The organism is Barrientosiimonas endolithica, assembly GCF_030296655.1.
Taxonomy (GTDB): Bacteria; Actinomycetota; Actinomycetes; order Actinomycetales; family Dermatophilaceae; genus Barrientosiimonas; species Barrientosiimonas humi.
Genome location: NZ_AP027735.1, coordinates 1,556,694 through 1,578,401, shown reverse-complemented (window position 1 = coordinate 1,578,401; position 21,708 = coordinate 1,556,694). Strand labels below are relative to the sequence as shown.

Genomic DNA, 21,708 nt, shown 5'->3' with positions numbered 1-21,708 from the left:
TGCTTCACGGCCTCGGCGCGGTGCGCGGCGAGCTCTTCGGCAGCGCGCACGGCGTCGCGGAGCCGGGCTGCGACACGGCGCGTCTCGGTGACGTGCTCGTGCAGCGCCGGGGAGGCCGCAGCGAGGCGCGCCAACCAGTCGTCGGCAGACATCGGCGCCGGCACGTCGTCGGGCGTGCCGTCGGGGCTTCCGTCGTCGCCTGCCGCGGGGGAGTCGTGCGCAGACCTGCTCGCGGGGAGCGGTGCACAGACCTGCTCGCGGGGGAGCGGTGCGCAGACCTGCTCGCGGGGGAGTCGTGCGCAGACGAGGTGGGGTCTCCACCGGCCGCGGCGCCGCGGTCACCGCTGTCGCCGTCCGAGGCAGCAGGCGCGGCCGACCCTCGGGGGACGAAGTCAGGCACCGCCGAGTCGCGGACCGCGGCGGCCTCGCCGTGGCGGGTCTGGGCGGCGGCGACCTGCTGGAGCGGGGCGACGACCAGCAGCGCGCGCTGCGCAGCGGCGAGCTCGTCGCGGTCGGCGGCCAGGGTGGCCCTGGCCTCGTCGCTGTCGAGCCGCTGCAGGGCGGCGCGGGCACGCTCGCCCCGGGCGCGCAGGTCGCGAGTCTGCTCACCCCGGGTGAGCGCCTCGCGGGCGGTGTCGAAGGCACTCCGGGCCGCGTCGGACTGCTCCTCCGCGGCCGTCGCTCGCTCACCCAGCTCGGCGGCGAGGCCGGCCACGTGGTCGCGCAGCGCGACGGGGTCGGACACGGCGGGCAACGACGCGCCGGTCGCGCCAGCCCCATCGTCTTCCTCGACCTCCGCACGGTCCTCGACCTCTCGCTCGACGACCTCTCCCGCAACCTCGGCTGCCGCGCGCGCAGGTGAACGCGAACCATGCTGTGCGACAACGGTTTCCGAGAGGTCGTCGGCAGAATCGTCATCGTCGCCGTCATCGTCGTCGTCCAGGTGACTGAGCACCGACTCGACCAGCGACCGCGCTTCGAGCAGCGGCCGGGTCTGCTCGGCGACCTGCTCGCGGGCGGCGCTGGTCGACTCGGCGAACCACCGCTCGACGTCCTCGAACCGCTGGATGTCGAACAGCCGGCGCAGCACGGCGGCGCGCTCGTCGGGGCCGGCGTGCAGGAAGGTCGCGAACTGTCCCTGCGGCAGCAGCACCACCTGGGCGAACTGCGCGAGCTGCAGACCGAGCGCGGTGTCGACGTGCTGCTGCACCTCCTGGACCTTGCTGGAGACCTCGCTCCACGAACCCTCGCGCAGCTCCTCGAGTCGCACGGTCGAGCGCAGCCGCAGGGTGCCCTCGCCGCGCTTCTTGGGACGCTCGTGCTCGGGTGCGCGCACGAAGCGCAGCCGTCGACCGGCGACCGTCATCTCGAGGGACACCTCTGGCCGGACGTCGCCGCGGGCGAACCGCGACGCCGGCGCCGCCACCCCGGCTCGGGCGCCTGGCAGGGCGCCGAAGATCGCGAAGCAGACGGCGTCGAGGATCGAGGTCTTCCCGGCACCGGTGGGCCCGTGCACCAGGTGCAGGCCCGCCTCGCCGAGACCGTCGAAGTCGATCTCGTGCTCGCCCGGGAACGGCCCGAAGGCCTGCAGGCGCAGCCGGTGCAGCCTCATGCCGCCCCCGTGGTGCCTCTGCCGGCGTCGTCGGCCCGCTCGGCGCCGGACGTCTCGCGGTCGGCACCGCGCCGCTGCACGGCCGCGCCGTCGATCGCCTCGCGCAGCAGCTCCTGCTCGGACTCGTCGGCGTCGCGGCCCAGGACGTGCTCGACGAAGTCGCAGCACAGCTGCAGGTCGGTGCGTCCGCGCACCCGGTCGGCATAGCTGCGCAGGTCGCCCTGCCGCGAGGGAGCGTCGATCTCGAGGCGCAGGCAGTGCGGGAAGCGGGTGCGCAGCCGCTCCATCGCGCGGGGCGCGTGCTCGGTGAGCGTGGCCTCGACCCAGGAGTCGGCGTGGTCCGCGAGCGCCGGGTCGTCGAGCAGCTGCTCGAGGCTGCCGCGCAGCCGGGCCAGCGGCCGCAGCACGGGAGCCGGCAGCTCGCGCACCGCGAGGCCGTGCTCGTCCAGGTCGACCAGGAGCGAGGACTTGGACCGTCCGGCCTCGGAGAAGGACATGGCGACCGGGGAGCCGGAGTATCGAACCCGCTCGCTCAGCTGCTGCGGTCGGTGCAGGTGGCCGAGCGCGGCATAGTCGAACGCGTCGAACACCTCGGCGGGGACGACGCCGAGTCCACCCACCGAGACGTCGCGCTCGGAATCCGTCGTGGTCGCCCCGGCGGCGAACACGTGGGCCATGACCACCGAGGGCAGGTCGCCGGAGCGCGCGTCGGCGATGCGCTCGGTGACCGCGCGCAGCACCCCGGCGTGGCTGCGCTCGCCGGCGCCGAGCCGGTCGGCGGCGAACGCGGGCTCGAGATAGGGCACCGGGAAGATCTCGACGCCGTCGATGCGCACCGGCTCGGTGAGGCTGTCGGCCGTGGTGCGCACGTGCACCCCGGCCGCGGCCAGCACCTCGTCGGCGAAGCCGAGACGCGCGGGGAGTCGTGGTTTCCCGCGCTCAGCACGACCTGCGCGCCGGCCCGGCGCAGCCGGCCCAGGGTGCGACTCAGCAGCCGGACGGCGTCGGGCGGAGGAGGGCGCGGTCGTACACATCCCCCGAGACGAGGACCGCCTCGACCTGCTCCCGCTGCACGGTGGCGACCAGGTCGTCGAGGAACAGCTCCTGGGCAGGCAGCAGCCCGACACCGTGGAAGGCCCGACCCAGGTGCCAGTCGGAGGTGTGCAGGAACCGCATGCCTGCAGGGTAGGAGCGGCCACCGACAGCCCCCAGGAGGCACGCGGCGGGCTCACCCGAACGGCTGCCCTGACAGGCGCTACGCCGATGTGAGAGGTTGACGGCCAACCGTCGAGGGGAGTGTCCGATGGGCGCCGAGGTCAGCAGTACCAGCTACAGCCGTGAGCAGCGGCAGCGCTATCGCGAGAAGGTGCACCAGGACCTTGACGTGTTCGAGCGCATGCTCACCCAGAGCAGCTTCGAGTTCGACCGTCCGCTGACGGGCATGGAGATCGAGCTCAACCTCGTCGACGACAAGCTCGACCCGACGTTCACCAACGCGGCCGTGCTCGACAGCATCGCCGACCCGGACTACCAGACCGAGCTCGGGCAGTACAACATCGAGCTCAACGTCGACCCCCGCCCGTTGCCGGGCACGGCGGCGCTGGACCTCGAGAAGGACCTGCGCACCAGCCTCAACCGCGCCAACGAGCGCGCCGAGGAGGCCGGGGCGCACATCGTGGCCATCGGGATCCTCCCGACGCTCATGCCCGACCACTTCAGCACCGAGTGGATGAGCGCGAACGCCCGGTACGCCGCCCTGAACGAGGCGATCTTCGCCGCGCGCGGGGAGGACCTGTGGATCGACTTCGAGGGGCCGACGGGAGAGCGGCTCGCGACGTACGCCGACAGCATCGCTCCGGAGTCGGCGTGCACCTCGGTGCAGCTGCACCTGCAGGTGCAGCCGCTGGAGTTCGCCGACCACTGGAACGCCGCCCAGGCGATCTCCTCGATCCAGCTCGCCCTCGGCGCCAACTCGCCGTTCTTCTTCGGGCGGCAGCTGTGGCACGAGAGCCGCATCGAGCTGTTCCTGCAGGCCACCGACACCCGCTCGGTGGAGCTGAAGAACCAGGGCGTGCGGCCGCGGGTGTGGTTCGGCGAGCGGTGGATCACCTCGATCTTCGACCTGTTCGAGGAGAACGTGCGCTACTTCCCCTCGCTGCTGCCGGAGACCTCCGACGAGGACCCCGTCGCGCTGCTCGAGGCCGGCAAGGCGCCCGAGCTGTCCGAGCTGCGGCTGCACAACGGCACGGTCTATCGCTGGAACCGCCCGATCTACGACATCGTCGGCGGCCGCCCGCACCTGCGCGTCGAGAACCGGGTGCTCCCGGCCGGCCCGACGATCATCGACTGCATGGCCAACTCGGCCTTCTACTACGGCGTGATCAAGATGCTCGCGAGCAGCGACCGCCCGGTGTGGACCCGGATGAGCTTCGCCGCCGCCGAGGAGAACTTCCGCCAGTGCGCCCAGCGCGGGATCGACTCGCGGGTCTACTGGCCCGGCTACGGCGAGGTGCGCGCCGACGAGCTGACCGTGCGGCGGCTGCTGCCGATGGCGTACGAAGGGCTGGCCGAGTGGGGTGTCGCCTCCGAGGTGGCCGAGCGGTATCTCGGGGTCATCGAAGGACGCTGCCGGGCCGGGGTCAACGGCGCCACCTGGCAGATCGAGGCGGTGCGCCGGTTCGAGGAGAAGGGGCAGGACCGCCCGACCGCCCTGCACTCGATGCTGGAGCGCTACCTCGAGGGCATGCACAGCAACGAGCCGGTGCACACCTGGGAGCTGCCGTAGGGCCGGGTCTCGATACGTCCGCTCGTGCCTCGCGGACTACTCGACCAGCGTGGGCTAGTTGGTCTCGATACGTCCGCTCGTGCCTCGCGGACTACTCGACCAGCGTGGGTGGGCGGACTACTCGACTGGCGTGGGTCAGGCGTCAGCGGGCGTTCCAGCGCTCGATCGTCGGGATGCCGTGGTGCTGGCCGAGGATGCACAGGCGGCCGGCGTCCAGCTGCAGCTTGGCGCCGAACCGCGGCTCCTCGCGCAGCCAGACGGAGGTGAGGATGCGGCTGGCGTGCCCGTGGCCGGCCAGCACCACGTCGCCACGGCGACGGTCCTCGTAGATCCGGCGCAGCACGTGGCTGGCGCGCGCGGCGACGTCCTCGACCGTCTCGCCGGGGGTGTCGCCGGGCACCACGCCGTCGGCGAAGATCTCCCAGGTCGGGTTGCCGATCTTCTCGCGGATCTGCGGGGTCGACAGGCCCTCGTAGCCGCCGTAGTCCCACTCCCGCAGGTCGTCGTCGATCACCAGGCCGGTGAGACCGGCGAGCTCGGCCGTACGCACGGCGCGGCTCAGCGGGGAGGAGTAGACCGCGGCGACGTCGAGCTCGGCCAGCCGGGGCGCGAGATCGCGTGCGGCCTGCTCGCCCTCGGGCAGGAGCGGCAGGTCGGTGGCTCCGGTGTGCTGCCCGGAGCGGCTCCACTCCGTCTCGCCGTGGCGAAGCAGGATCACGCGTCCCTGGGGCTGGCTCGATGCGCTGCTCACCGGGCCGAGGCTACTGGCAGGGTGTGGGCATGACGACGACCCCCGGCGACGCCCGCCGCTCGATCTCGCTCACCCGTGACTCGGCCGGCCGGTTCACGGCCACCAACGCCCGCGGCGGGACGCTGTCGTTCGGCAGCGGCGCCGACGACGACTTCACGCCGGTCGAGCTGCTGCTGACCGCGATCGCCGGGTGCTCGGCGATCGACGTCGACGTGTTCACCACCCGCCGCGCCGAGCCCACCGAGTTCGTGGTCGAGTGCGGCGGCGACAAGGTGCGCGACGACGACGGCAACCGGATGGGCCCGATCGACGTGACCTTCCGGGTGTCCTTCCCCGAGGGCCCCGACGGTGACAAGGCCCGCGTGATCCTGCCCGAGTCGGTGCAGCGCTCGCACGACCGGCTGTGCACGGTCAGCCGCACCGTCGAGCTGCCGACGCCGGTCACCACGACGCTGGCCGAGTGAGCCGCGCTCAGGCGCGGGTGCGCACGGACGCGCGGACCATCTCCACGTAGTTGCCGAGGATCACGGGCCAGTCGCTGAACCGGTGCCGGTCGAAGGCGTTGGACGAGGTCCACCCGCCGTGCCGGAAGACCATGCGCGAGCCGGTGTCGTGGTCGTCGAAGGTCACCGAGACCGTGCTCGGCGTGCGCGAGGAGTGCGCGAGCAGGAAGGTGTGCTCAAGCCGCGCCCCGTGCTCGAGGGCGGTGACCTCGCCCCAGTCGTCGTGCTGACCCCCGCGGTAGCGAGCGTAGATGCGGCCACCGACACGCGGCTCGATCGTCACGCCCTCGAAGGTCGCCGGATCGGCGGTGTACGTGCCCGGCCACCACGCCCCGATGCCGTCGACGTAGACGAAGAACGCCTGCGCCGCCGGGCACGGCAGGTCGTAGGAAAAGACCAGCTCGTCTGACATGTAGGACTCCCCAACGTTCCAAACCCCCGAGCCCTGGCGCGATCCTAAAGGGTGGAGGCGGCGTTCACAGCCGGTTCCTAGGAGTTGCCCAGCCCCGATCCGGCCGAGCCCTGGCGGACGAGCCGGGCGAGGTCGTACGGTCCGGGCATGGCGCGCTATCTGGACGTGCACCCGAAGGACCCGCAACCGCGACTGATCCGGCAGGCGGCCGACATCGTGCGTGACGGCGGGCTGATCGCCTACCCGACCGACTCGGCGTTCGCGCTGGGCGCCCGGCTCGGCAACGCCGACGGCAAGCAGCGGATCGTCGACATCCGGCACCTCGACGACAAGCACCACTTCACCCTGGTGTGCCGCGACTTCGCCCAGCTCGGGCAGCTGGTCCAGCTCGACAACCGGGTGTTCCGGGCGGTGAAGGCCAGCACGCCGGGGCCGTACACGTTCATCCTCCCGGCGACCTCGGAGGTGCCGCGGCGGTTGCTGCACCCGAAGAAGAAGACCGTCGGGGTGCGGATCATCGACCATCCGGTGGCGCGGCTGCTGCTGGCCGAGCTGGGGGAGCCGCTGCTGTCGAGCACGCTGCTGCTGCCCGGCGAGCCAGAGCCGCTCACCGACGGCCGGGAGATCAAGGAGCGGCTCGAGCACCAGGTCGACGCGGTCATCGACTCGGGGGAGTCGGGTCTGGAGCCCACGACGGTGATCGACTTCTCCTCCGGGACGCCCGAGGTGGTGCGGGTCGGGGCCGGCGACCCGACGCCGTTCGAGTGACCCGTCCGAGCTGACGCCGAGGCGTCTCCGCCGCGCTCGGCACGATCGCTGGCCCGCGGGTCGCGGCGGGGTGTCTGATGGCGGGATGGTGACGCAGCGCAGCAGCCGGGTACGCCTGGAGTGGGGGCCGATCGGCGCCGACCGCATCGTGGAGCCGGACTGCCTGGCGGTGGTCGTGGACGTGCTCAGCTTCACCACCGCGCTCACCGTCGCGGTGCAGGTGGGCGCCGAGGTCTATCCCTACGCCTGGGACCGCCAGGACCTCGGGACCTACGCCGCCGCGCGCGACGCGCACCACGCGGTGGGTCGCTACGAGGCGCAGCGCAGCGACTCGCTCACGTCGGTCAGCCTGTCGCCCCGCTCGCTCGCGGTGTCGTCGGGTCTCAAGCGGCTGGTGCTGCCCTCGCCCAACGGGTCGACGATCAGCTTCCGGCTGCGCGACTCGGGCGCGACCGTGGTCGGGGTGTCGCTGCGCAACCGCGCCGCCGTGGCGGCCTGGTTGGACGCTGCGCTGGAGGACGACCCGGCGCGGGTGCTGGCCCTCGTCGCGGCGGGGGAGCGGTGGGACGACGGGTCGCTGCGCCCGGCCGTCGAGGACCTGTGGGGGTGCGGCGCCCTGCTGGCCGGGCTGCGCGACCGGGGTGCCGACGTGCTGCGGGAGGCGAGCCCGGAGGCGCACGTGGCGCTCGCGGCGTACGACGCGGTCGCCGACGACCTCGAGGCCGGGCTCGTCGCGTGCGACAGCGGGCAGGAGCTGGTGCGGGCCGGGTTCCGCGACGACGTGGTCGACGCGGCCCAGCTCGACGTGAGCGCGGTCGTGCCCGTGCTGTCCGGAGAGCGTTTCGTCGACGCCCGCCGCCCGCTCGGCGAGTAGGTTGCGGCGGGTGACCACCCCCGCGACCACCGGCGAGCTCACCCGCGCCGAGCGCCTCGACCGGCTGCCGTTCACCCGTCGACACACCCGGCTCCTCGTCGGGTCGGGCATCGGCTGGGCCCTCGACGCCATGGACGTCGGGCTCATCTCGTTCATCATGGTCGTCCTCGCCAAGCAGTGGGGGCTCAGCAGCGGCGAGCTGTCGTGGGTCGCCTCCATCGGCTTCGTCGGGATGGCCGTGGGCGCCTCGATCGGCGGTCTCCTCGCCGACCGCATCGGCCGGCGGTCGGTCTTCGCACTGACCCTGCTGGTCTACGGACTGGCCACCGGCGCGGCCGCGCTGTCCACCGGGCTCGTGATGCTGCTCGTGCTGCGGTTCGTCATCGGGCTGGGCCTCGGGGCCGAGCTGCCCGTCGCCTCGACCTTGGTCAGCGAGTACGCCCCGGCGCGCATCCGGGGCCGCGTCGTCGTCGCGCTGGAGTCGTTCTGGGCGGTGGGCTGGATCCTCGCGGCGATCATCGGGTACCAGGTCGTCCCGGCGTCCGAGGACGGCTGGCGCTGGGCGTTCGCTGTCGGGGTGGTGCCGGCGGCGTACGCCCTCGTCGTGCGGTTCGGTCTGCCGGAGTCGGTGCGGTTCCTCGAGCGGCGCGGCCGCACCGAGGAGGCCGAGGCCGCCGTGCGCGAGTTCGAGGAGTCGGCCGGCGTGGCGCCGGTGAGCTCCCCGCCGATGCCGGTCGCGCCGAAGCCGTCACCGGCCGAGGTGTGGTCGCCCGCGCTGCGCGTGCGCACCGTCTCGCTCTGGCTGGTGTGGTTCGGGGTGAACTTCGCCTACTACGGCGCGTTCATCTGGATCCCGACCTTCCTTGTCGCACAAGGGTTCCCGGTGGCCAAGTCGTTCGGGTTCACGCTCGTCATCACGCTCGCCCAGCTCCCGGGGTACGCCGTCGCGGCCGTGCTCGTGGAGGTGTGGGGCCGACGCGCGACGCTCGCGACCTTCCTCGCCGGGTCCGCGGTGGCGGCGTGGGCGTTCGGCCAGGCCGGCACCGAGACGTCGATCCTGGTGGCCGGGTGCGCGCTGTCGTTCTTCAACCTCGGCGCATGGGGTGCGCTCTATGCCATCACCCCCGAGATCTACCCGACCTGGCTGCGCGCCACCGGCTCGGGCCAGGCCACCGCCTTCGGTCGCGTGGCCTCGATCGCGGCACCCCTGCTGGTGCCGGTGCTGCACGAGGCCGGCGGCACGGCGGTGGTGTTCCTCGTGCTCGCGCTGGCGTTCGCGGTGGCCACGGTCGCGACGTTCGGGCTGCCCGAGCGGCGGGGTCTCGCGCTGGAGGAGTGAGCGCGAGGTGGCCCGGGTGGCGCGCGCGGTCTGTTCGCTCGCGGCTGGTCGGCGCTCGGGCGGCGTGGTCGCTCAGGCGCCGACCACCAGGTCGTCGGGCGCCAGCACGACCACGCCGTCGTCGGTGGCCAGGTGCACCGGCCACCGTGGCGTCTGGTCGGCGAGCAGCTCGTGCAGGGCGCGCGCCCAGGCCCGGTCATCCTCGCGGATGCGCCCGGAGCCGGGACGGCTGAACATCACGACCACCGAGGCGTAGGGGATCGTGCCGGCGACCCTGGCCTCCTTGACGCAGTCGAACAGCCGGCCGACGGCGGTGGTGTCGACGCTTTCGGGCATGTCGTCGAACGGCAGGATCATCTTCATCGGCCGGTGGTCGTCGTCGAGGAACGACAGCCACAGCGTCCGCCGGCCGAAGCCGGGCTCGCCGACGATCGCCTCCCAGAGCGCGAGGAGGTCGTGGTGGGTGCGGATCGGGGTGGTGGGGATCGGGTCTCGGTTCGTGTCCATGGCCACCACTCTGGCGCGGATCGCGAGCTCGCCCCGGAAGTTATCCACAGGCCCCCGCCGTACGCCCTCGCTCACTCCCGCACGAGGCGCACCAGCACCTCGTGGTGGCGCGTCTGCGGGAACATGTCGAACACGCGCGCGTCCGCGACGGCGTACGTCGGCATGCGGGTGAGGTCGCGCGCGAGGCTCTCGACGTTGCAGCTGGAGTAGACGACCTGGGGCACGCCGCTGACCTCGAGGGTCTCGGCGAGCGGCCCGATGCCGCGGCGGGGCGGGTTGACCAGGACGACGTCGGGCAGCGGTTCGTCGCGCAGGGTCGTGGCGGCATCACCCACCCGGAAGTCGAAGGACGACAACGGGTTTCGCGCCATGAGCTCCGCAGCCGACTGCCTGGCGGCGGCCACCGCGCCGGGTGCCACCTCGACCCCGGTGACCTGCAGCGGCACCCGCGCACCGATGCTCAGGCCGAACCCGCCGACCCCGCAGAACAGGTCCCACAGGGTGCGTGCGCCGCTGGCCGCGACCCAGTCGGCCGCCTGCTCGTAGAGCTGCTCGGCGACGGCGGTGTTGGTCTGGAAGAAGCTGTCCGGTCGCAGGTTGAGGCTGACCCCGGCGACCGGCACGGTCAGCGTCTCGTGCTCGGTGAGCACGATCTCCTCCTCGCCCTCGAGCACCGCCTTGTGCGCGGGCTGCAGGTTGACCGAGACGACCGTGATCTGCGGCAGCGCGGCCTGCAGGTCGGGCAGCGCGCGCCGGATGCGGCCGAGCTGCCCGGGGAGCGCAGCACGAAGCGCACCATGAGCGCGCCGGTGGGCGCGTGGGTGACGACGAGGTGCTTGAGCTCCCCGGTGCGCCGTGGCACGTCGTAAGGCACCAGCCCGATCCGGGCGACCTGCTCGGTGAGCGTCTGCAGCGCGTCGTGCAGGCCGGGCTCGTAGAGACCGCACCTGCGCAGGTCGACCCCCTGCTGGTCGCCGTCGAGGATGCCGAAGGTCGGCTCGTCGCGCGTGCCGCCGACCACCAGCTTCGCCTTGTTGCGGAAGTGCGACTCGGGACCGAAAGCCGTTTGCTGCCAGGCACTCTCGGCGACCAGTCCGCCGAGCGTTTCGCGCACGTGGCGCTCGAGGTCGCGCAGCTGCAGCGCGTAGGGCTGCCCCATGAGCGTGCACGACCGGCAGAGATCGGCGTCGTAGTAGTCACACTGCACGGTCGCCTCCGCCCGGGAGCGGATCGAGCTCGACCCAGGCGCCGTGCGGGTGGCAGTGGCCGTAGACCTCGGGAGCGACCTCCACGCCGTCGCGCCAGCGCCGCGCCGCCAGCACCGTGTTGACCTCGGCGTGCCTCGAGTCCCGTTGCGGCACACCGGGAACCGCGCCCGGAGGCTCGGCGGAGACCCAGGAGACCGGGGTGCCGTCGGCCGCGACCTGCGCCAGGTGCTCGGCGAGCTGGTCTCGCCGGGTGCGGTGGACGTACGTCAGGGCCCAGGAGGTGAGGACGACCAGGTGCCTCGCGGGCCCGGCCGACAGCGCGGCCTCCGCTGCGGTGGGGAGCGCGTCGACGATGTCGCCCTCGACCAGCTGTGGCGGGCCGTCACGCAGCACGTCCACGGCCGCCCGGAACCGTTCGAGCCGGCCCGGGACGTCGGGCCACAGGCAGGCCTGGAGCCAGCGCACGGCCTCGTCGTCGTCGAGCGAGACGGGGTGCAGGTCGACACCGACGCGGGGCGCGATCGGGGGAATCAGCAACGACCGCAACGGGTCTCGTGACCGATTCTCGCCGTGGCAGCGCACCGCGGAGTCCGCCGGACCGGTGACGAGGTCACCGAGCCCGACGCGGTAGCGGTCGACCCCGAGCAGGAGTCCGGCACTGGCGCCGAGCTCGACCAGGCCCACCGGCAGGTCACCGACGTCGCGGCAGGCCAGGTGGAGCAGGGTCGCGACGTAGACCGCGCGGTTGACCTCGTTGGTCTGGGTCGTGCGGGTCGCGATCGTGCGCTCCAGCTCGGCGCGGTGCGCCACCACGGTGGCGCGCACGTCGGGCCACGGGTCGTCTCCATCTGCCAGCTCACCGGCCGCCGCCCGTGCGAACCAGGGCGCCGCCGGCACGTCCGGGCGGCGCAGCACCAGGTCGTGCAGGGCAGCGAGGAACAGGACGGGCCGGGCCTGACCCGGTCGGGCGACCAGCAGCATCCTGGCCAGGTCGGCGTCCGCGCTCATGGCGGAGGTGAGGTGGGCGTACAGCGGGAGGTCGGGGTAGTCGCGCGCGAACTCGGCGAAGAACAGGCGCACGTCGTCGACGGTCTCACCGGCCCGGTCCACACGCTCAGCCACGGTTCCAGCCTAGGAGCACGTCGTCTCCTCGCCCGGGCACCCACCCGTCCGAACGGGTTTCGCTTCCCGGGATCGGGAGTTAGCGTCAAGAAGTGAGTCCAGATGCGAAGACCACCGCCCCTGACAGCTCGACGAACGACGTCCCGCCGCACGACGGTGCGACCACCCCTCCACAGATCTCGACCGCCGGTGAGCTGCGTGCCTCGGGGCACGAGCAGCGCACCCTGCGCGAGGAGCTGCGCGCCAACCTGCTGACCAAGCTCGCCGCCGGCGAGGACCCGTGGCCGGGGCTGCACGGCTTCGAGGACACCGTGGTGCCGCAGCTGGAGCGCGCGCTGCTCGCGGGTCACGACGTGGTGCTGCTGGGCGAGCGCGGTCAGGGCAAGACCCGTCTGCTGCGCACCCTCGTCGGGCTGCTCGACGAGTGGTCGCCGGTGATCGAGGGGTCCGAGCTCGGTGAGCACCCGTTCGACCCCGTCACCCCCGAGAGCCGGCGCCGCGCCGACGAGCTCGGCGACGACCTGCCCGTCTCGTGGCGGCACCGCGAGGAGCGTTACGCCGAGAAGCTCGCCACGCCCGACACCTCCGTGGCCGACCTCATCGGCGACGTCGACCCGATGCGCGTGGCCGAGGGCCGGCGGCTGGGCGACCCCGAGACGATCCACTTCGGCCTCATCCCGCGCAGCCACCGCGGCATCGTCGCCATCAACGAGCTTCCCGACCTCGCCGAGCGCATCCAGGTCGCGATGCTCAACGTGATGGAGGAGCGGGACATCCAGATCCGCGGGTACGTGCTGCGGCTGCCGCTCGACGTCCTGGTCGTGGCCAGCGCCAACCCCGAGGACTACACCAACCGCGGGCGCATCATCACGCCGCTGAAGGACCGGTTCGGCGCCGAGATCCGCACGCACTACCCGCGCGAGCTTCAGGACGAGGTCGCAGTGCTGCGCCAGGAGGCGCACCTCGTGGCCGACGTGCCCGACCAGCTGCTCGAGATCCTCGCCCGGTTCACCCGGGCGCTGCGCGAATCCCCTTCTGTCGACCAGCGATCCGGCGTCAGCGCCAGATTCTCCATAGCGGGCGCCGAGACCATCGCCGCCTCCGCGCTGCACCGCGGGACGGTGCGCGGGGAGGACGAGCCGGTGGCCCGCGTCGTCGACCTGGAGACGGCCGTCGACGTGCTCGGCGGCAAGGTCGAGTTCGAGGCGGGTGAGGAGGGTCGGGAGCGCGAGGTGCTCGACCACCTGCTGCGCACCGCCACCGCCGAGACGGTGCGTGCGCGGTTCAAGGGCATCGACCTCGGACCGCTGGTGCGCTCCATCGAGGAGGGCTCCACGGTCACCACGGGCGAGCGGGTCACGGCCCGCGAGCTGCTCGAGGGCTGCCCGCACTCGGCGAGTCCCCGCTGTACGACGACATCGCCGAGCGCTTCGACGCCACCACCGACGGTGAGCGGGCCAGCGCGATCGAGCTGGCTCTCGAGGGCCTGTTCCTCGCGCGCAAGGTCGACAAGGACACCGACACCCGCTCGGGAGAGACGATCTACGGATGAGCGCGCACGGACGCTCCAGCCGATACGGCCGCTACACCGGCGGCCCCGACCCGCTGGCGCCGCCGGTCGACCTGTCCGAGGCGCTGGACGCCATCGGGCAGGACGTCATGGCCGGATACAGCCCGGAGCGGGCGATGCAGGAGTTCCTGCGCCGCGGCGGGCAGCAGCAGCGGGGCCTCGACGACCTCGCCGCCCAGGTCGCGCAGCGGCGGCGCGAGCTGCTGCAGCAGCACGACCTCGACGGCACCCTGCGCCAGGTCAAGGAGCTGCTCGACAAGGCCGTCCTGGCCGAGCGCGGGCAGCTGGCCCGCGACGTCACGATGGACGACGGCGACCGGGCGCTGCGCGAGATGCAGCTGGACAACCTGCCGCCCTCGCCGGCGGCCGCGGTGAACGAGCTGTCCTCCTACGACTGGCAGTCCAGCGACGCGCGCGAGGCGTTCGAACAGATCAAGGACCTGCTCGGCCGCGAGGTCCTCGACCAGCGCTTCCAGGGCATGAAGCAGGCGCTCGAGGGCGCCACCGACGAGGACCGGCAGCGGGTCGACGAGATGCTCGGCGACCTCAACGACCTGCTCGAGGCGCACGCCCGCGGCGAGGACACCGACGAGCAGTTCCAGCAGTTCATGCGCGAGCACGGCGACTTCTTCCCCGACGAGCCGCAGAACGTCGAGGAGCTCATCGACTCCCTCGCCGAGCGGGCGGCCGCCGGTCAGCGGCTGCTCAACTCCATGTCGCCCGAGCAGCGCCAGGAGCTCATGGAGCTGTCGCAGCAGGCCTTCGGGTCGCCGGCCCTGAGCCAGGCGCTCGACCGCCTCGACGCCAACCTGCGCGGGCTGCGCCCGGGCGCGGACTGGTCGGGCTCGGAGCGCTTCCAGGGCGACGAGGGCGTCGGCCTGGGAGACGGCACCGGGGTGATCCAGGACATCGCCGAGCTCGACGCGCTCAGCGAGCAGCTGCAGCAGATGTACGCCGGTGCCCGGCTCGACGACGTCGACCTCGACGCCCTCGCCCGGCAGCTGGGTGACGAGGCCGCGGTCGACGCGCGCACCCTCACCGAGCTCGAGCGGGCGCTGCGCGAATCCGGTTATCTGCGAAGGACTTCCGAGGGCGACCTGCGCCTGTCGCCGCGCGCCATGCGACAGCTCGGCAAAGCGTTGCTGCGCGACGTGGCCCAGCAGCTGTCCGGCCGGCAGGGCCAGCGCGACCTGCGCAAGGCGGGTGCCGCGGGCGAGCTGACCGGGTCCAGCCGCGAGTGGGCCTTCGGCGACACCGAGCCGTGGGACGTCACGCGCACGATCGGCAACGCCGTGCTGCGCACGGTGGGCGACGGGGAGACCCGAGCACGGGCGTACGCCTGGACATCCGCGACGTCGAGGTCGCCGAGACCGAGGCGCGCACCCAGGCGGCGGTGGCGCTGTGCGTCGACACGTCGTTCTCCATGGCGATGGACGGCCGGTGGGTGCCGATGAAGCGCACCGCGCTGGCGCTGCACACGCTGATCAGCACCCGGTTCCGGGGCGATGACCTGCAGCTCATCAGCTTCGGCCGTGCGGCGCGACAGATGGAGATCGAGCAGCTGACGGCCCTGGAGCCCTGGCACGACAAGGGGACGAACCTGCACCACGCGCTGCTGCTCGCCAACCGGCACTTCCGCAAGCACCCGTCGGCCCAGCCGGTGCTGCTCGTCGTGACCGACGGCGAGCCGACGTCGCACCTGGAGCCCGACGGCGAGGTGTTCTTCTCCTACCCGCCGCACCCGCTGACGATCGCGCACGCGGTGCGCGAGCTCGACGCGAGCCGGCGGCTCGGGGCGCAGACGACCTTCTTCCGGCTCGGCGACGACCCAGGCCTCGCGCGGTTCGTGCAGTCGATGGCCGCCCGGGTCGACGGCCGCGTGGTCGCCCCCGAGCTGGACGACCTGGGCGCGGCCGTGCTCGGGAGCTACCTCGGCTCGCGCGACCCGGGCGACCCGATGTCCTACGACGCGTTCTTCGGCGGGCGGGGCTTCTGGGTGGGGTGAGCCGCGCCCAGTTGGCAGGATGGCCGCATGCGTTCACCCGTTCCGGACTACCTGCACCAGATCCTCGACGAGTGCGGCGGTGACAACTCGGGGGAGACGGCCGACTACATCCCCGAGCTCGCCGCGGCCGACCCCGAGGTCCTCGGCATCTGCATCTCGACCGTCGACGGCGTGCGCTACGAGGCCGGTGACGCCGAGACCGAGGTGTCGATCCAGTCGATCTCCAAGCCGTTCGCCTATGCCCTGGCCATCGCCCAGCACGGTCTCGAGCACGTGCTGGACCGGGTCGGGGTCGAGCCCAGCGGCGAGGCGTTCAACGAGCTGTCGCTCGAGCGCGACTCGGGCAGGCCGCTCAACCCGATGATCAACGCGGGCGCGCTCACCACCCACGCGCTCATCGGCGACCCCGGGGCTAGCGCGGACGAGCGCTTCGAGCTGGTCCGCCAGGGCATGTCGGCCTTCGCCGGCCGGGAGCTGCAGGTCGACGAGAAGGTCTACGACTCCGAGCTGCGCACCGCCTATCGCAACGAGGCCATCGCGAACATGCTCCGGTCGTACGACGTCATCGGGCAGGAGCCGCACGACGTCGTCGCCGGATACACCCGCCAGTGCTCGCTGCTCGTCACCGCGCGCGACCTGGCGGCGATGGCCGCGACGTTCGCCAACGGCGGGGTGCAGCCGATCACGGGCGAGCGGGTGATCGAACGCGACGTCGTGCGCCAGGTGCTCAGCGTGATGATGACGTGCGGGATGTACGACGCCGCCGGCGACTGGATGTCGACCATCGGATTCCCTGCGAAGAGTGGGGTTTCCGGCGGCATCCTCGGGGTGCTGCCGGGTCAGGTCGGGATCGCCACGGTCTCGCCGCGGCTCGACGCGCACGGCAACAGCGTGCGTGGGGTGCGGCTGTGCTCGCGGATGTCGCGCGACATGGGCATGCACATCATGGAGGCGCCCGAGCCGGCCCGTGCCGTCGTGCGTCGCGACCGCACGCTGCGCGGTCCATCGGGTCAGCTGGTGCGGGTCGTGAGCCTGCAGGGGGCGATCCAGTTCAGCGGTGCCGAGCGGGTGCTGCGCGCGCTCGAGGGCAGCCTCGGCGACGTCGACCGTCTCGTGCTCGACCTGCGCCGCGTGGCGTCGCTCAACAACGTCGCCGAGCGGATGCTCGCAGAGGCCGTACGCCGGGCCCAGCACGACGGCATCGACGTCACCGTGCTCGACCCGGAGAAGCGGCTGCCGGACCCCGACGAGGGGCAGCCGGTCCCGGAGTACTCCGACGACCTGTCCGACTTCGCGGACCACGAACGCGTCTGATCCACGCATGCCGGGCGAGTAGCGCGTGAGGGACGAGCGCGCGTATCGAGACCCCTCAGCCGAAGATCTCCAGCTCGACGCCCCAGTCGTCGACCTGGTCCTGCAGCACGGTGCTACCCGACGCCGCGTCGTGAGCCAGACAGCGCTCCCGGACCCGGGCGTACGTCTCGCGCAGCGCGGCCGGATCGCCATCCATCGTGGCGTCGAGCAGCCGCAGCAGGTCCTCGCCCGGCCAGTGCGGGAGCGGGTGCTCGCGCAGCTCCCACGGGAGGTACTTGTGGTACGGCCGGACCCGCCCCTCGAGGGTGAACACGACGTCGAGCAGCCAGGGGATCGACTCGACCGCGTCGAGCCGGGCCTCGCGCCGGCGACCGTCGCGGTCGGACTTCAGCGACCGGTAGGCGTAGTTGACCCAGCCGTCGAGCCGGTCGTGGTCGAGGAGGATCTGCCGCTGCTCGTCGGCGTCGACCGCCGCGAGCCGCGCGACCACCGGCTCGATGCGTCCACCGGTGCGGTCGAGCAGGGTGACGGCGTACGCGAACGACCAGCGGTACCACCACCCCTCGCTCGCGAACGGCGAGACGTCCTCGAGGTCGGCGAGAGTCGTGGGGATCTCGTCGACGGCCGGGCTGCGGGTGGTGGAGCGGCCGGTCTCCTGCGCGTGGACGACGTAGACGTCGAGGTCGCTGCGCTCGGTCGCCATCCCGCGCGCGACCGACCCGGACAGCACCATGCCGAGGAAGTCGGCGCCGTGGTCGCGGTCGTTACGGCTTGCCACCTCGTGCAGGAGGGCCCGCTGGGCCGACGTGAGGATCAGGTCGGGCGGGACGCTCAGCTCGGGAGCGATCGGATCGGGCGTGGTCACCCGGGCAGCGTGGCAGGCGTACGTCGGTGGCCGCCTGGCCTTTTCGCCCACCCCCGTCGGCGGTCGTTGCTTTGATGGCCTCATGGCCAACGACGACGACCTGTCCGGCACCACCCAGGTGGTGCGCGCGACCCGCGAGGTGCGAGCCACCCCGGAGACGATCTTCGAGCTCATCGCCGACCCTGCCCGGCAGCCGGAGTGGGACGGCAACGACAACCTCGGGCAGGCCGACGCCGGCCAGCGGGTGCGGGAGGTCGGGGACATCTTCCGCATGGTGCTGCTGGGCGGTGACAAGGTGCGCGAGAACCACGTGGTGGAGTTCGAGGAAGGGCGGTTGATCGCCTGGCGCCCCGCGAGCGAGGGTGAGGCCCCGGCCGGTCACCTGTGGCGCTGGGAGCTGGAGCCGACCGGTGACGGGGCCACCCGGGTGACGCACACCTACGACTGGACCCAGCTGACCGACGAGAGCCGGATGGCGCGCGCCCGGTCCACCTCGCCGGCCATGCTGCAGGCCTCGCTCGACCGGCTCGCCGAGCTGGCCGAGGCGACCGAGCGGGGTTGATGCACCAGGGTTCTCGCGTCAGCCGCGCGGCGTGGGGTCGTCCAGGAAGTCGACCGACGGGACGAAGTAGAGCGCGCCGGTCTGCGGGGTCGAGAAGTCGAGGATCCGGTCGTAGGTGCCCGGCGGGTCGCCGATGAACATGTTGCGCAGCATGTGCTCGGTGACGCTCGGGTCCTTGGCGTACCCGATGAAATAGGTGCCGAACTCCCGCTCGCCGACCGAGCCGAACGGCATGTTGTCCCGCATGATCTGCAGCTGCTTGCCGTCCGCGTCGTGGATGACGTTGAGCTTGATGTGCGCGTTGGCGGGCTTCGCGTCGTCGTCCATCTCGACGTCGTCGAGCTTGCTGCGGCCGATCGCGTCCTCCTGCTCCTCGACGCTGAGGGCGTCCCAGCCGGCCATGTCGTGCAGGTACTTCTGGACGATGACGTAGCTGCCGCCGGCGTACGCCGCATCCTCCTCACCGATGGTCACGGCGTCCTCGGCCTTGTCGCCCTCGGGGTTCTCGGTGCCGTCGACGAAGCCCAGCAGGTCGCGCTCGTCGAAGAACTTGAACCCGTGCACCTCGTCGATGATCTCGGCGTGCCCCTCGAACTTCTTCCCGAGCAGACGCGCCAGCTCGAAGCACATGTCGAGCCGGCCCGAGCGCAGGTGGATCAGCAGGTCGCCGGGCGTGGAGACGGCGGTGTGCTTGTCGCCCTTGATCTCCTCGAACGGGTGCAGGCCGCGCGGTTTCGGCAGGTTCGGGAACAGTCGGTCCCACAGGTGCGAGCCGATGCCGACGACGCAGAGCAGGTGCTCGTCGGGCTCGCGGAACGCGACCGACCGGGTGAACCCGGACATTCCGGTCAGGAGGTCTCGAACGGCCTCCTCGCTGCCGTCGTTGACCGTGAGGGTGAGGAACATTGCCGCTCGCGCCGGGGGCGCCACCAGTTTCTGGGTTGCCACGGGCCCGACGCTATCTGCTCGGTCAGGCGAAGGCCCGGTTCTCAGCGCTGCTGGATGCGTAACAGGTTGCCTGCGGGGTCGCGCACGGCGAAGTCGCGGATGCCGTAGGGCTGGTCGGTGGGCTCCTGGACGATCTCGACGTCACCGGCCTGCACCTGCTCGAAGGTCTGGTCCACGTCCGCCGTCGCGAGGAGCAGGCTGGCGTACGTGCCCTTCGCCATCATCTCGGCGATCATCGCGGCCTCGTCCTCGGTGATGCCCATGCCGTCAGGCGTCGGGGGAGTGAGGACGATCGAGGTGTCGGGCTGGCCGGCCGGGCCGACGGTGATCCAGCGCATCTGCTGGTATCCCACGTCCTTGCGGATCTCGAAGCCGAGCAGGTCGCGATAGAACGCGATCGAGGCCTCGGGGTCGGTGTGCGGCAGGAAGCTGGCGGAGATGTTGAGATCCATGGGCGCAACGCTAGGACCGCTCGCCCAGCGGTGCTTCTCGATTCCTGATCGGTCGGGTCACGCGCCCGGCCACGCACGCGGGGATGCCTTCGGTCGACGTGCCCGCGGCCGATCTGGCGGCATCGCGGCGATAGACGCTCGGCGGCACGCCGACCAGCTCGGCGAAGCGGGTGCTGAACGTCCCGAGGAGGAGCAGCCGACCGCGAAGCACACCTCGGTCACGCTCAGGTCGCCCCGCCGCAGCAGCGCCATCGCGCGCTCGATGCGCCGAGTCATGAGGTAGGAGTAGGGCGACTCGCCGAACGCCGCCCGGAACTGTCGGCTGAGGTGCCCCGCGGACAGATGTACGCCACGGGCCAGGTCCGCGACGTCGAGGGGCTGTGCGTAGTCGCGGTCGATGCGGTCACGCACCCGACGCAGTCGCGCCAGGTCTTCGAGGCTCGGGCCCCCGGCCCGTTGCTCGCTCACGCTCACGCTTGGATCGTGGCACGTAGCGTGGTCCGCATGCAGGCTCATGACGTGCTTCCGCACGTGCCCGCCGACGCGGGGGATGCCTTGGCGCTGTTCGACGGCCTGGCAGCGTTGGAGCCGGCGGCGCTGCGCGGGACCTGGCGCGGCGCGGAGGTGCCGACCGGCCACCCGATGGACGGTCTGCTCGCGCTGACCGGCTGGTGGGGAAGCGCTTCGTCGACGCCGAGCGGGTCGATCCGCTGCTGTTCCCGAGCCGGGACGGCCGGTCGCTGTGGCCGATGAGCCCGGTGGTGGCGTTCGGCGCTGCCGAGATCAGCGACCGGTTACGGCCGCTGCGAGCCCTGGCCAGTCCGGGCCGCGTCTCGATCGCCCGGCCAGGGCTGCGGGCGCGCGGACCGAGGGCGCGGTTGCGCACGACGCGCTACCGCGGCGTGGACTCCGCGACGATGGTCTACGACCAGCTCCCGATCAACGACGTCTTCCGGCGCATCGACGAGGACGCCGTGCTTGGGGCGATGGACATGCGCGGGGCGCAGCAGCCGTACTTCTTCGTGCTGCGGCGGGACAGCTCGCTCCCGGTGTCGTAGCCCGTGTCGTGCATGCGCGCGACCCGGCTGGCGGCCTAGGCCGTGCGAGCCCGGGCGCTGGGTCTCGCGGTGCTGCCCTCCCAAGAGGTTGCGGCCCCGTCAGCGGGGTGGCTGCGCCCAGAGGGTGTCGGTGCTCAGAAGGGTGGCGGGGCGTCGAGGAGGTCGGCGTGCTGGGGGTAGGTGAAGCGTTGTTCGCCGGTGATGGCGGTCCAGGTGCAGATGCCGTCGGGGGTCATGGTGACGGTCCAGGCGCCGGACTGCTTGGCGCGGTGGTGGGCGCGGCACAGGCACTGCAGGTTGCTGCCGGTGGTCTGGGCGTCGGGGTTGTCGGGGTCGTAGGGGTTGACGTGGTCGATGTCGGCGTGCTCGGCGGGGCGGGTGCAGCCGGGGAAGCGGCAGGTGCCGTCGCGGAGCCGGATCGCCTCGGCCAGGGCGTGGCTGGGTTTGTAGGGGGTGCGGGCGGGGGAGGGGCCGGTGAGCAGGGCGCCGGTGGTGGTGTCGAGCAGGGCTCGGCGCAGGGTCAGGCTGCCGGCGCGCAGGATGGCGGTGATGACGTCGGCGGGGATGACGCCCAGGCCGGGGATCTGGACGTGGTCGATGCTGCCGGGGCGGTGGAGCACGTCGCGGATCGGCGGCAACGACTCATCGTGCGCTCCTGCTCCAGCGGTAACCGCCCCGGGCTCGCCAGCGCCAAAGGCGGCCGGCCCGGGCTCGCCAGCGTCCGGGGCAGGCGCGCCGGGCTCGGCAAGGGCTGCCCCAGTCGCGCGGAGCTGCTGCTCGGATTGCCGCTGCGTCGGCCCGGGCGTGGCTGCGGGGTTGCGGGTCGTGGTGAGGTCGAGCAGCACCGTGCCGGGCACGTGGGCGATGGTCAGCCTGCCGCGCGGACCGGTGCCCGCGGGCGGGGCGCCGGACGGCGCGGGACGCGTGTCGGGTCCGTGACTCGGCCCCGGGCCAGGGGCCTGCTTGTCGAGGCCGTCGAGGTCGAGGCCGTCGAGGTCGAGGCCGTGGAGGTTCTGCGCGTGGTTGCTGCTCGGGGGTGGGTGTCGGGGCGGT

At 72.4% G+C, this 21,708-nt stretch carries 22 protein-coding genes and 3 pseudogenes; 11 read left to right on the top strand and 14 right to left on the bottom strand.

The features are described from left to right. Positions 1 to 4 precede the first annotated feature (4 nt). The 3 genes from QUE40_RS07990 to QUE40_RS19080 form a co-directional block, all read right to left on the bottom strand. Positions 5 to 1,612, bottom strand: coding sequence for an AAA family ATPase (locus QUE40_RS07990; protein ID WP_289232822.1), 1,608 nt, complete (start codon positions 1,610 to 1,612; stop codon positions 5 to 7). Further along, positions 1,609 to 2,505: an exonuclease SbcCD subunit D gene (locus tag QUE40_RS07985; protein ID WP_350227107.1), complete on the bottom strand. Its 897-nt coding sequence runs from the start codon at positions 2,503 to 2,505 to the stop codon at positions 1,609 to 1,611. The genes QUE40_RS07990 and QUE40_RS07985 overlap by 4 nt, the downstream gene beginning before the upstream one ends. Positions 2,506 to 2,599: 94 nt before the next feature. After that, complete coding sequence (locus QUE40_RS19080) at positions 2,600 to 2,788, bottom strand: metallophosphoesterase family protein (RefSeq protein ID WP_350227106.1); 189 nt, start codon at positions 2,786 to 2,788, stop codon at positions 2,600 to 2,602. A 127-nt stretch (positions 2,789 to 2,915) separates the two neighbouring features. Between QUE40_RS19080 and QUE40_RS07980 the strand changes: the two genes are divergently transcribed. Further along, the gene (locus QUE40_RS07980) at positions 2,916 to 4,397 is read left to right on the top strand and encodes a glutamate-cysteine ligase family protein (protein ID WP_289232821.1); all 1,482 of its coding nucleotides are present in this window, start codon (positions 2,916 to 2,918) and stop codon (positions 4,395 to 4,397) included. A gap of 142 nt (positions 4,398 to 4,539) precedes the next feature. Here the strand turns inward: QUE40_RS07980 and QUE40_RS07975 are convergent, their stop codons facing one another. Next, entirely contained in the window at positions 4,540 to 5,148 is a 609-nt protein-coding gene (locus QUE40_RS07975) for a histidine phosphatase family protein (RefSeq protein WP_142005192.1), read from the bottom strand. A 29-nt stretch (positions 5,149 to 5,177) separates the two neighbouring features. Here QUE40_RS07975 and QUE40_RS07970 point away from each other — a divergent pair, with 29 nt between their 5' ends. Continuing rightward, positions 5,178 to 5,612: an OsmC family protein gene (locus QUE40_RS07970; protein WP_289232820.1), complete on the top strand. Its 435-nt coding sequence runs from the start codon at positions 5,178 to 5,180 to the stop codon at positions 5,610 to 5,612. Positions 5,613 to 5,619: 7 nt separating this feature from the next. On the opposite strand, the gene QUE40_RS07965 is transcribed toward QUE40_RS07970, so the two are convergent. Further along, on the bottom strand, positions 5,620 to 6,063 hold the full coding sequence (locus tag QUE40_RS07965) for an SRPBCC domain-containing protein (RefSeq protein ID WP_289232819.1): 444 nt from the start codon (positions 6,061 to 6,063) through the stop codon (positions 5,620 to 5,622). A gap of 147 nt (positions 6,064 to 6,210) precedes the next feature. Here QUE40_RS07965 and QUE40_RS07960 point away from each other — a divergent pair, with 147 nt between their 5' ends. The 3 genes from QUE40_RS07960 to QUE40_RS07950 all read left to right on the top strand — a co-directional run bounded on the left by QUE40_RS07960 (position 6,211) and on the right by QUE40_RS07950 (position 9,044). After that, a complete protein-coding gene (locus tag QUE40_RS07960; RefSeq protein WP_289232818.1) occupies positions 6,211 to 6,831 on the top strand; it encodes an L-threonylcarbamoyladenylate synthase in 621 nt (206 codons plus the stop codon). Positions 6,832 to 6,916: 85 nt separating this feature from the next. Then, complete coding sequence (locus tag QUE40_RS07955) at positions 6,917 to 7,705, top strand: 2-phosphosulfolactate phosphatase (RefSeq protein WP_289232817.1); 789 nt, start codon at positions 6,917 to 6,919, stop codon at positions 7,703 to 7,705. 10 nt (positions 7,706 to 7,715) lie between these two features. Then, a complete protein-coding gene (locus QUE40_RS07950) occupies positions 7,716 to 9,044 on the top strand; it encodes an MFS transporter (RefSeq protein ID WP_289232816.1) in 1,329 nt (442 codons plus the stop codon). A 72-nt stretch (positions 9,045 to 9,116) separates the two neighbouring features. Here the strand turns inward: QUE40_RS07950 and QUE40_RS07945 are convergent, their stop codons facing one another. From QUE40_RS07945 to QUE40_RS07935, 4 genes are all read right to left on the bottom strand, one after another. After that, positions 9,117 to 9,551: a hypothetical protein gene (locus QUE40_RS07945; protein WP_289232815.1), complete on the bottom strand. Its 435-nt coding sequence runs from the start codon at positions 9,549 to 9,551 to the stop codon at positions 9,117 to 9,119. A 71-nt stretch (positions 9,552 to 9,622) separates the two neighbouring features. Then, positions 9,623 to 10,225, bottom strand: coding sequence for a methyltransferase (locus tag QUE40_RS19075; protein WP_350227105.1), 603 nt, complete (start codon positions 10,223 to 10,225; stop codon positions 9,623 to 9,625). Beyond that, on the bottom strand, positions 10,177 to 10,710 hold the full coding sequence (locus QUE40_RS19070) for a class I SAM-dependent methyltransferase (RefSeq protein ID WP_350227104.1): 534 nt from the start codon (positions 10,708 to 10,710) through the stop codon (positions 10,177 to 10,179). The genes QUE40_RS19075 and QUE40_RS19070 overlap by 49 nt, the downstream gene beginning before the upstream one ends. A 37-nt stretch (positions 10,711 to 10,747) precedes the next feature. After that, positions 10,748 to 11,881, bottom strand: coding sequence for a DUF2332 domain-containing protein (locus QUE40_RS07935; RefSeq protein ID WP_289232814.1), 1,134 nt, complete (start codon positions 11,879 to 11,881; stop codon positions 10,748 to 10,750). A 176-nt stretch (positions 11,882 to 12,057) separates the two neighbouring features. On the opposite strand from QUE40_RS07935, the pseudogene QUE40_RS07930 reads away from it, so the two are divergent. The 3 genes and pseudogenes from QUE40_RS07930 to QUE40_RS07920 all read left to right on the top strand — a co-directional run bounded on the left by QUE40_RS07930 (position 12,058) and on the right by QUE40_RS07920 (position 16,770). Next, positions 12,058 to 13,433: pseudogene (locus QUE40_RS07930) on the top strand (MoxR family ATPase). Then, a pseudogene (locus tag QUE40_RS07925) lies at positions 13,430 to 15,456 on the top strand (vWA domain-containing protein). Before QUE40_RS07930 ends, QUE40_RS07925 begins: the two co-directional pseudogenes overlap by 4 nt. A 27-nt stretch (positions 15,457 to 15,483) precedes the next feature. Next, positions 15,484 to 16,770 carry a glutaminase gene (locus QUE40_RS07920; protein ID WP_289232813.1) on the top strand — a complete coding sequence of 429 codons (1,287 nt, stop codon included), beginning with the start codon at positions 15,484 to 15,486 and terminating at the stop codon, positions 16,768 to 16,770. 55 nt (positions 16,771 to 16,825) lie between these two features. Here the strand turns inward: QUE40_RS07920 and QUE40_RS07915 are convergent, their stop codons facing one another. Further along, complete coding sequence (locus QUE40_RS07915) at positions 16,826 to 17,635, bottom strand: nucleotidyltransferase domain-containing protein (protein ID WP_289232812.1); 810 nt, start codon at positions 17,633 to 17,635, stop codon at positions 16,826 to 16,828. An 82-nt stretch (positions 17,636 to 17,717) separates the two neighbouring features. On the opposite strand from QUE40_RS07915, the gene QUE40_RS07910 reads away from it, so the two are divergent. Beyond that, positions 17,718 to 18,197: an SRPBCC family protein gene (locus tag QUE40_RS07910; protein ID WP_289232811.1), complete on the top strand. Its 480-nt coding sequence runs from the start codon at positions 17,718 to 17,720 to the stop codon at positions 18,195 to 18,197. Between the two features lie 18 nt (positions 18,198 to 18,215). Here QUE40_RS07910 and QUE40_RS07905 read toward each other — a convergent pair whose 3' ends face one another. The 3 genes and pseudogenes from QUE40_RS07905 to QUE40_RS07895 form a co-directional block, all read right to left on the bottom strand. After that, on the bottom strand, positions 18,216 to 19,103 hold the full coding sequence (locus QUE40_RS07905) for a Dyp-type peroxidase (protein WP_433997054.1): 888 nt from the start codon (positions 19,101 to 19,103) through the stop codon (positions 18,216 to 18,218). 83 nt (positions 19,104 to 19,186) lie between these two features. Then, positions 19,187 to 19,597, bottom strand: a complete 411-nt coding sequence (locus QUE40_RS07900) for a VOC family protein (protein ID WP_289232809.1) — start codon at positions 19,595 to 19,597, stop codon at positions 19,187 to 19,189. A 10-nt stretch (positions 19,598 to 19,607) separates the two neighbouring features. After that, positions 19,608 to 20,065, bottom strand: a pseudogene (locus QUE40_RS07895) (helix-turn-helix transcriptional regulator). A gap of 36 nt (positions 20,066 to 20,101) precedes the next feature. Here QUE40_RS07895 and QUE40_RS19065 point away from each other — a divergent pair. Next, the gene (locus QUE40_RS19065) at positions 20,102 to 20,350 is read left to right on the top strand and encodes a GXWXG domain-containing protein (RefSeq protein WP_350227103.1); all 249 of its coding nucleotides are present in this window, start codon (positions 20,102 to 20,104) and stop codon (positions 20,348 to 20,350) included. Next, a complete protein-coding gene (locus QUE40_RS07890) occupies positions 20,269 to 20,655 on the top strand; it encodes a DUF4334 domain-containing protein (protein WP_289232808.1) in 387 nt (128 codons plus the stop codon). The genes QUE40_RS19065 and QUE40_RS07890 overlap by 82 nt, the downstream gene beginning before the upstream one ends. 134 nt (positions 20,656 to 20,789) lie before the next feature. On the opposite strand, the gene QUE40_RS07885 is transcribed toward QUE40_RS07890, so the two are convergent. After that, the gene (locus QUE40_RS07885; protein ID WP_289232807.1) at positions 20,790 to 21,293 is read right to left on the bottom strand and encodes an HNH endonuclease signature motif containing protein; all 504 of its coding nucleotides are present in this window, start codon (positions 21,291 to 21,293) and stop codon (positions 20,790 to 20,792) included. Positions 21,294 to 21,708: the final 415 nt, after the last annotated feature.

Coding starts and splice junctions, on each gene's coding strand:
- QUE40_RS19070 (WP_350227104.1), bottom strand. CDS start 10,710: ATGGGGCAGCCCTACGCGCTGCAGCTGCGCGACCTCGAGCGCCACGTG.
- QUE40_RS07960 (WP_289232818.1), top strand. CDS start 6,211: ATGGCGCGCTATCTGGACGTGCACCCGAAGGACCCGCAACCGCGACTG.
- QUE40_RS07990 (WP_289232822.1), bottom strand. CDS start 1,612: ATGAGGCTGCACCGGCTGCGCCTGCAGGCCTTCGGGCCGTTCCCGGGC.
- QUE40_RS19065 (WP_350227103.1), top strand. CDS start 20,102: ATGCAGGCTCATGACGTGCTTCCGCACGTGCCCGCCGACGCGGGGGAT.
- QUE40_RS07945 (WP_289232815.1), bottom strand. CDS start 9,551: ATGGACACGAACCGAGACCCGATCCCCACCACCCCGATCCGCACCCAC.
- QUE40_RS07965 (WP_289232819.1), bottom strand. CDS start 6,063: ATGTCAGACGAGCTGGTCTTTTCCTACGACCTGCCGTGCCCGGCGGCG.
- QUE40_RS07910 (WP_289232811.1), top strand. CDS start 17,718: ATGGCCAACGACGACGACCTGTCCGGCACCACCCAGGTGGTGCGCGCG.
- QUE40_RS07900 (WP_289232809.1), bottom strand. CDS start 19,597: ATGGATCTCAACATCTCCGCCAGCTTCCTGCCGCACACCGACCCCGAG.
- QUE40_RS07970 (WP_289232820.1), top strand. CDS start 5,178: ATGACGACGACCCCCGGCGACGCCCGCCGCTCGATCTCGCTCACCCGT.
- QUE40_RS07980 (WP_289232821.1), top strand. CDS start 2,916: ATGGGCGCCGAGGTCAGCAGTACCAGCTACAGCCGTGAGCAGCGGCAG.
- QUE40_RS07905 (WP_433997054.1), bottom strand. CDS start 19,103: ATGTTCCTCACCCTCACGGTCAACGACGGCAGCGAGGAGGCCGTTCGA.
- QUE40_RS19080 (WP_350227106.1), bottom strand. CDS start 2,788: ATGCGGTTCCTGCACACCTCCGACTGGCACCTGGGTCGGGCCTTCCAC.
- QUE40_RS07920 (WP_289232813.1), top strand. CDS start 15,484: ATGCGTTCACCCGTTCCGGACTACCTGCACCAGATCCTCGACGAGTGC.
- QUE40_RS07955 (WP_289232817.1), top strand. CDS start 6,917: ATGGTGACGCAGCGCAGCAGCCGGGTACGCCTGGAGTGGGGGCCGATC.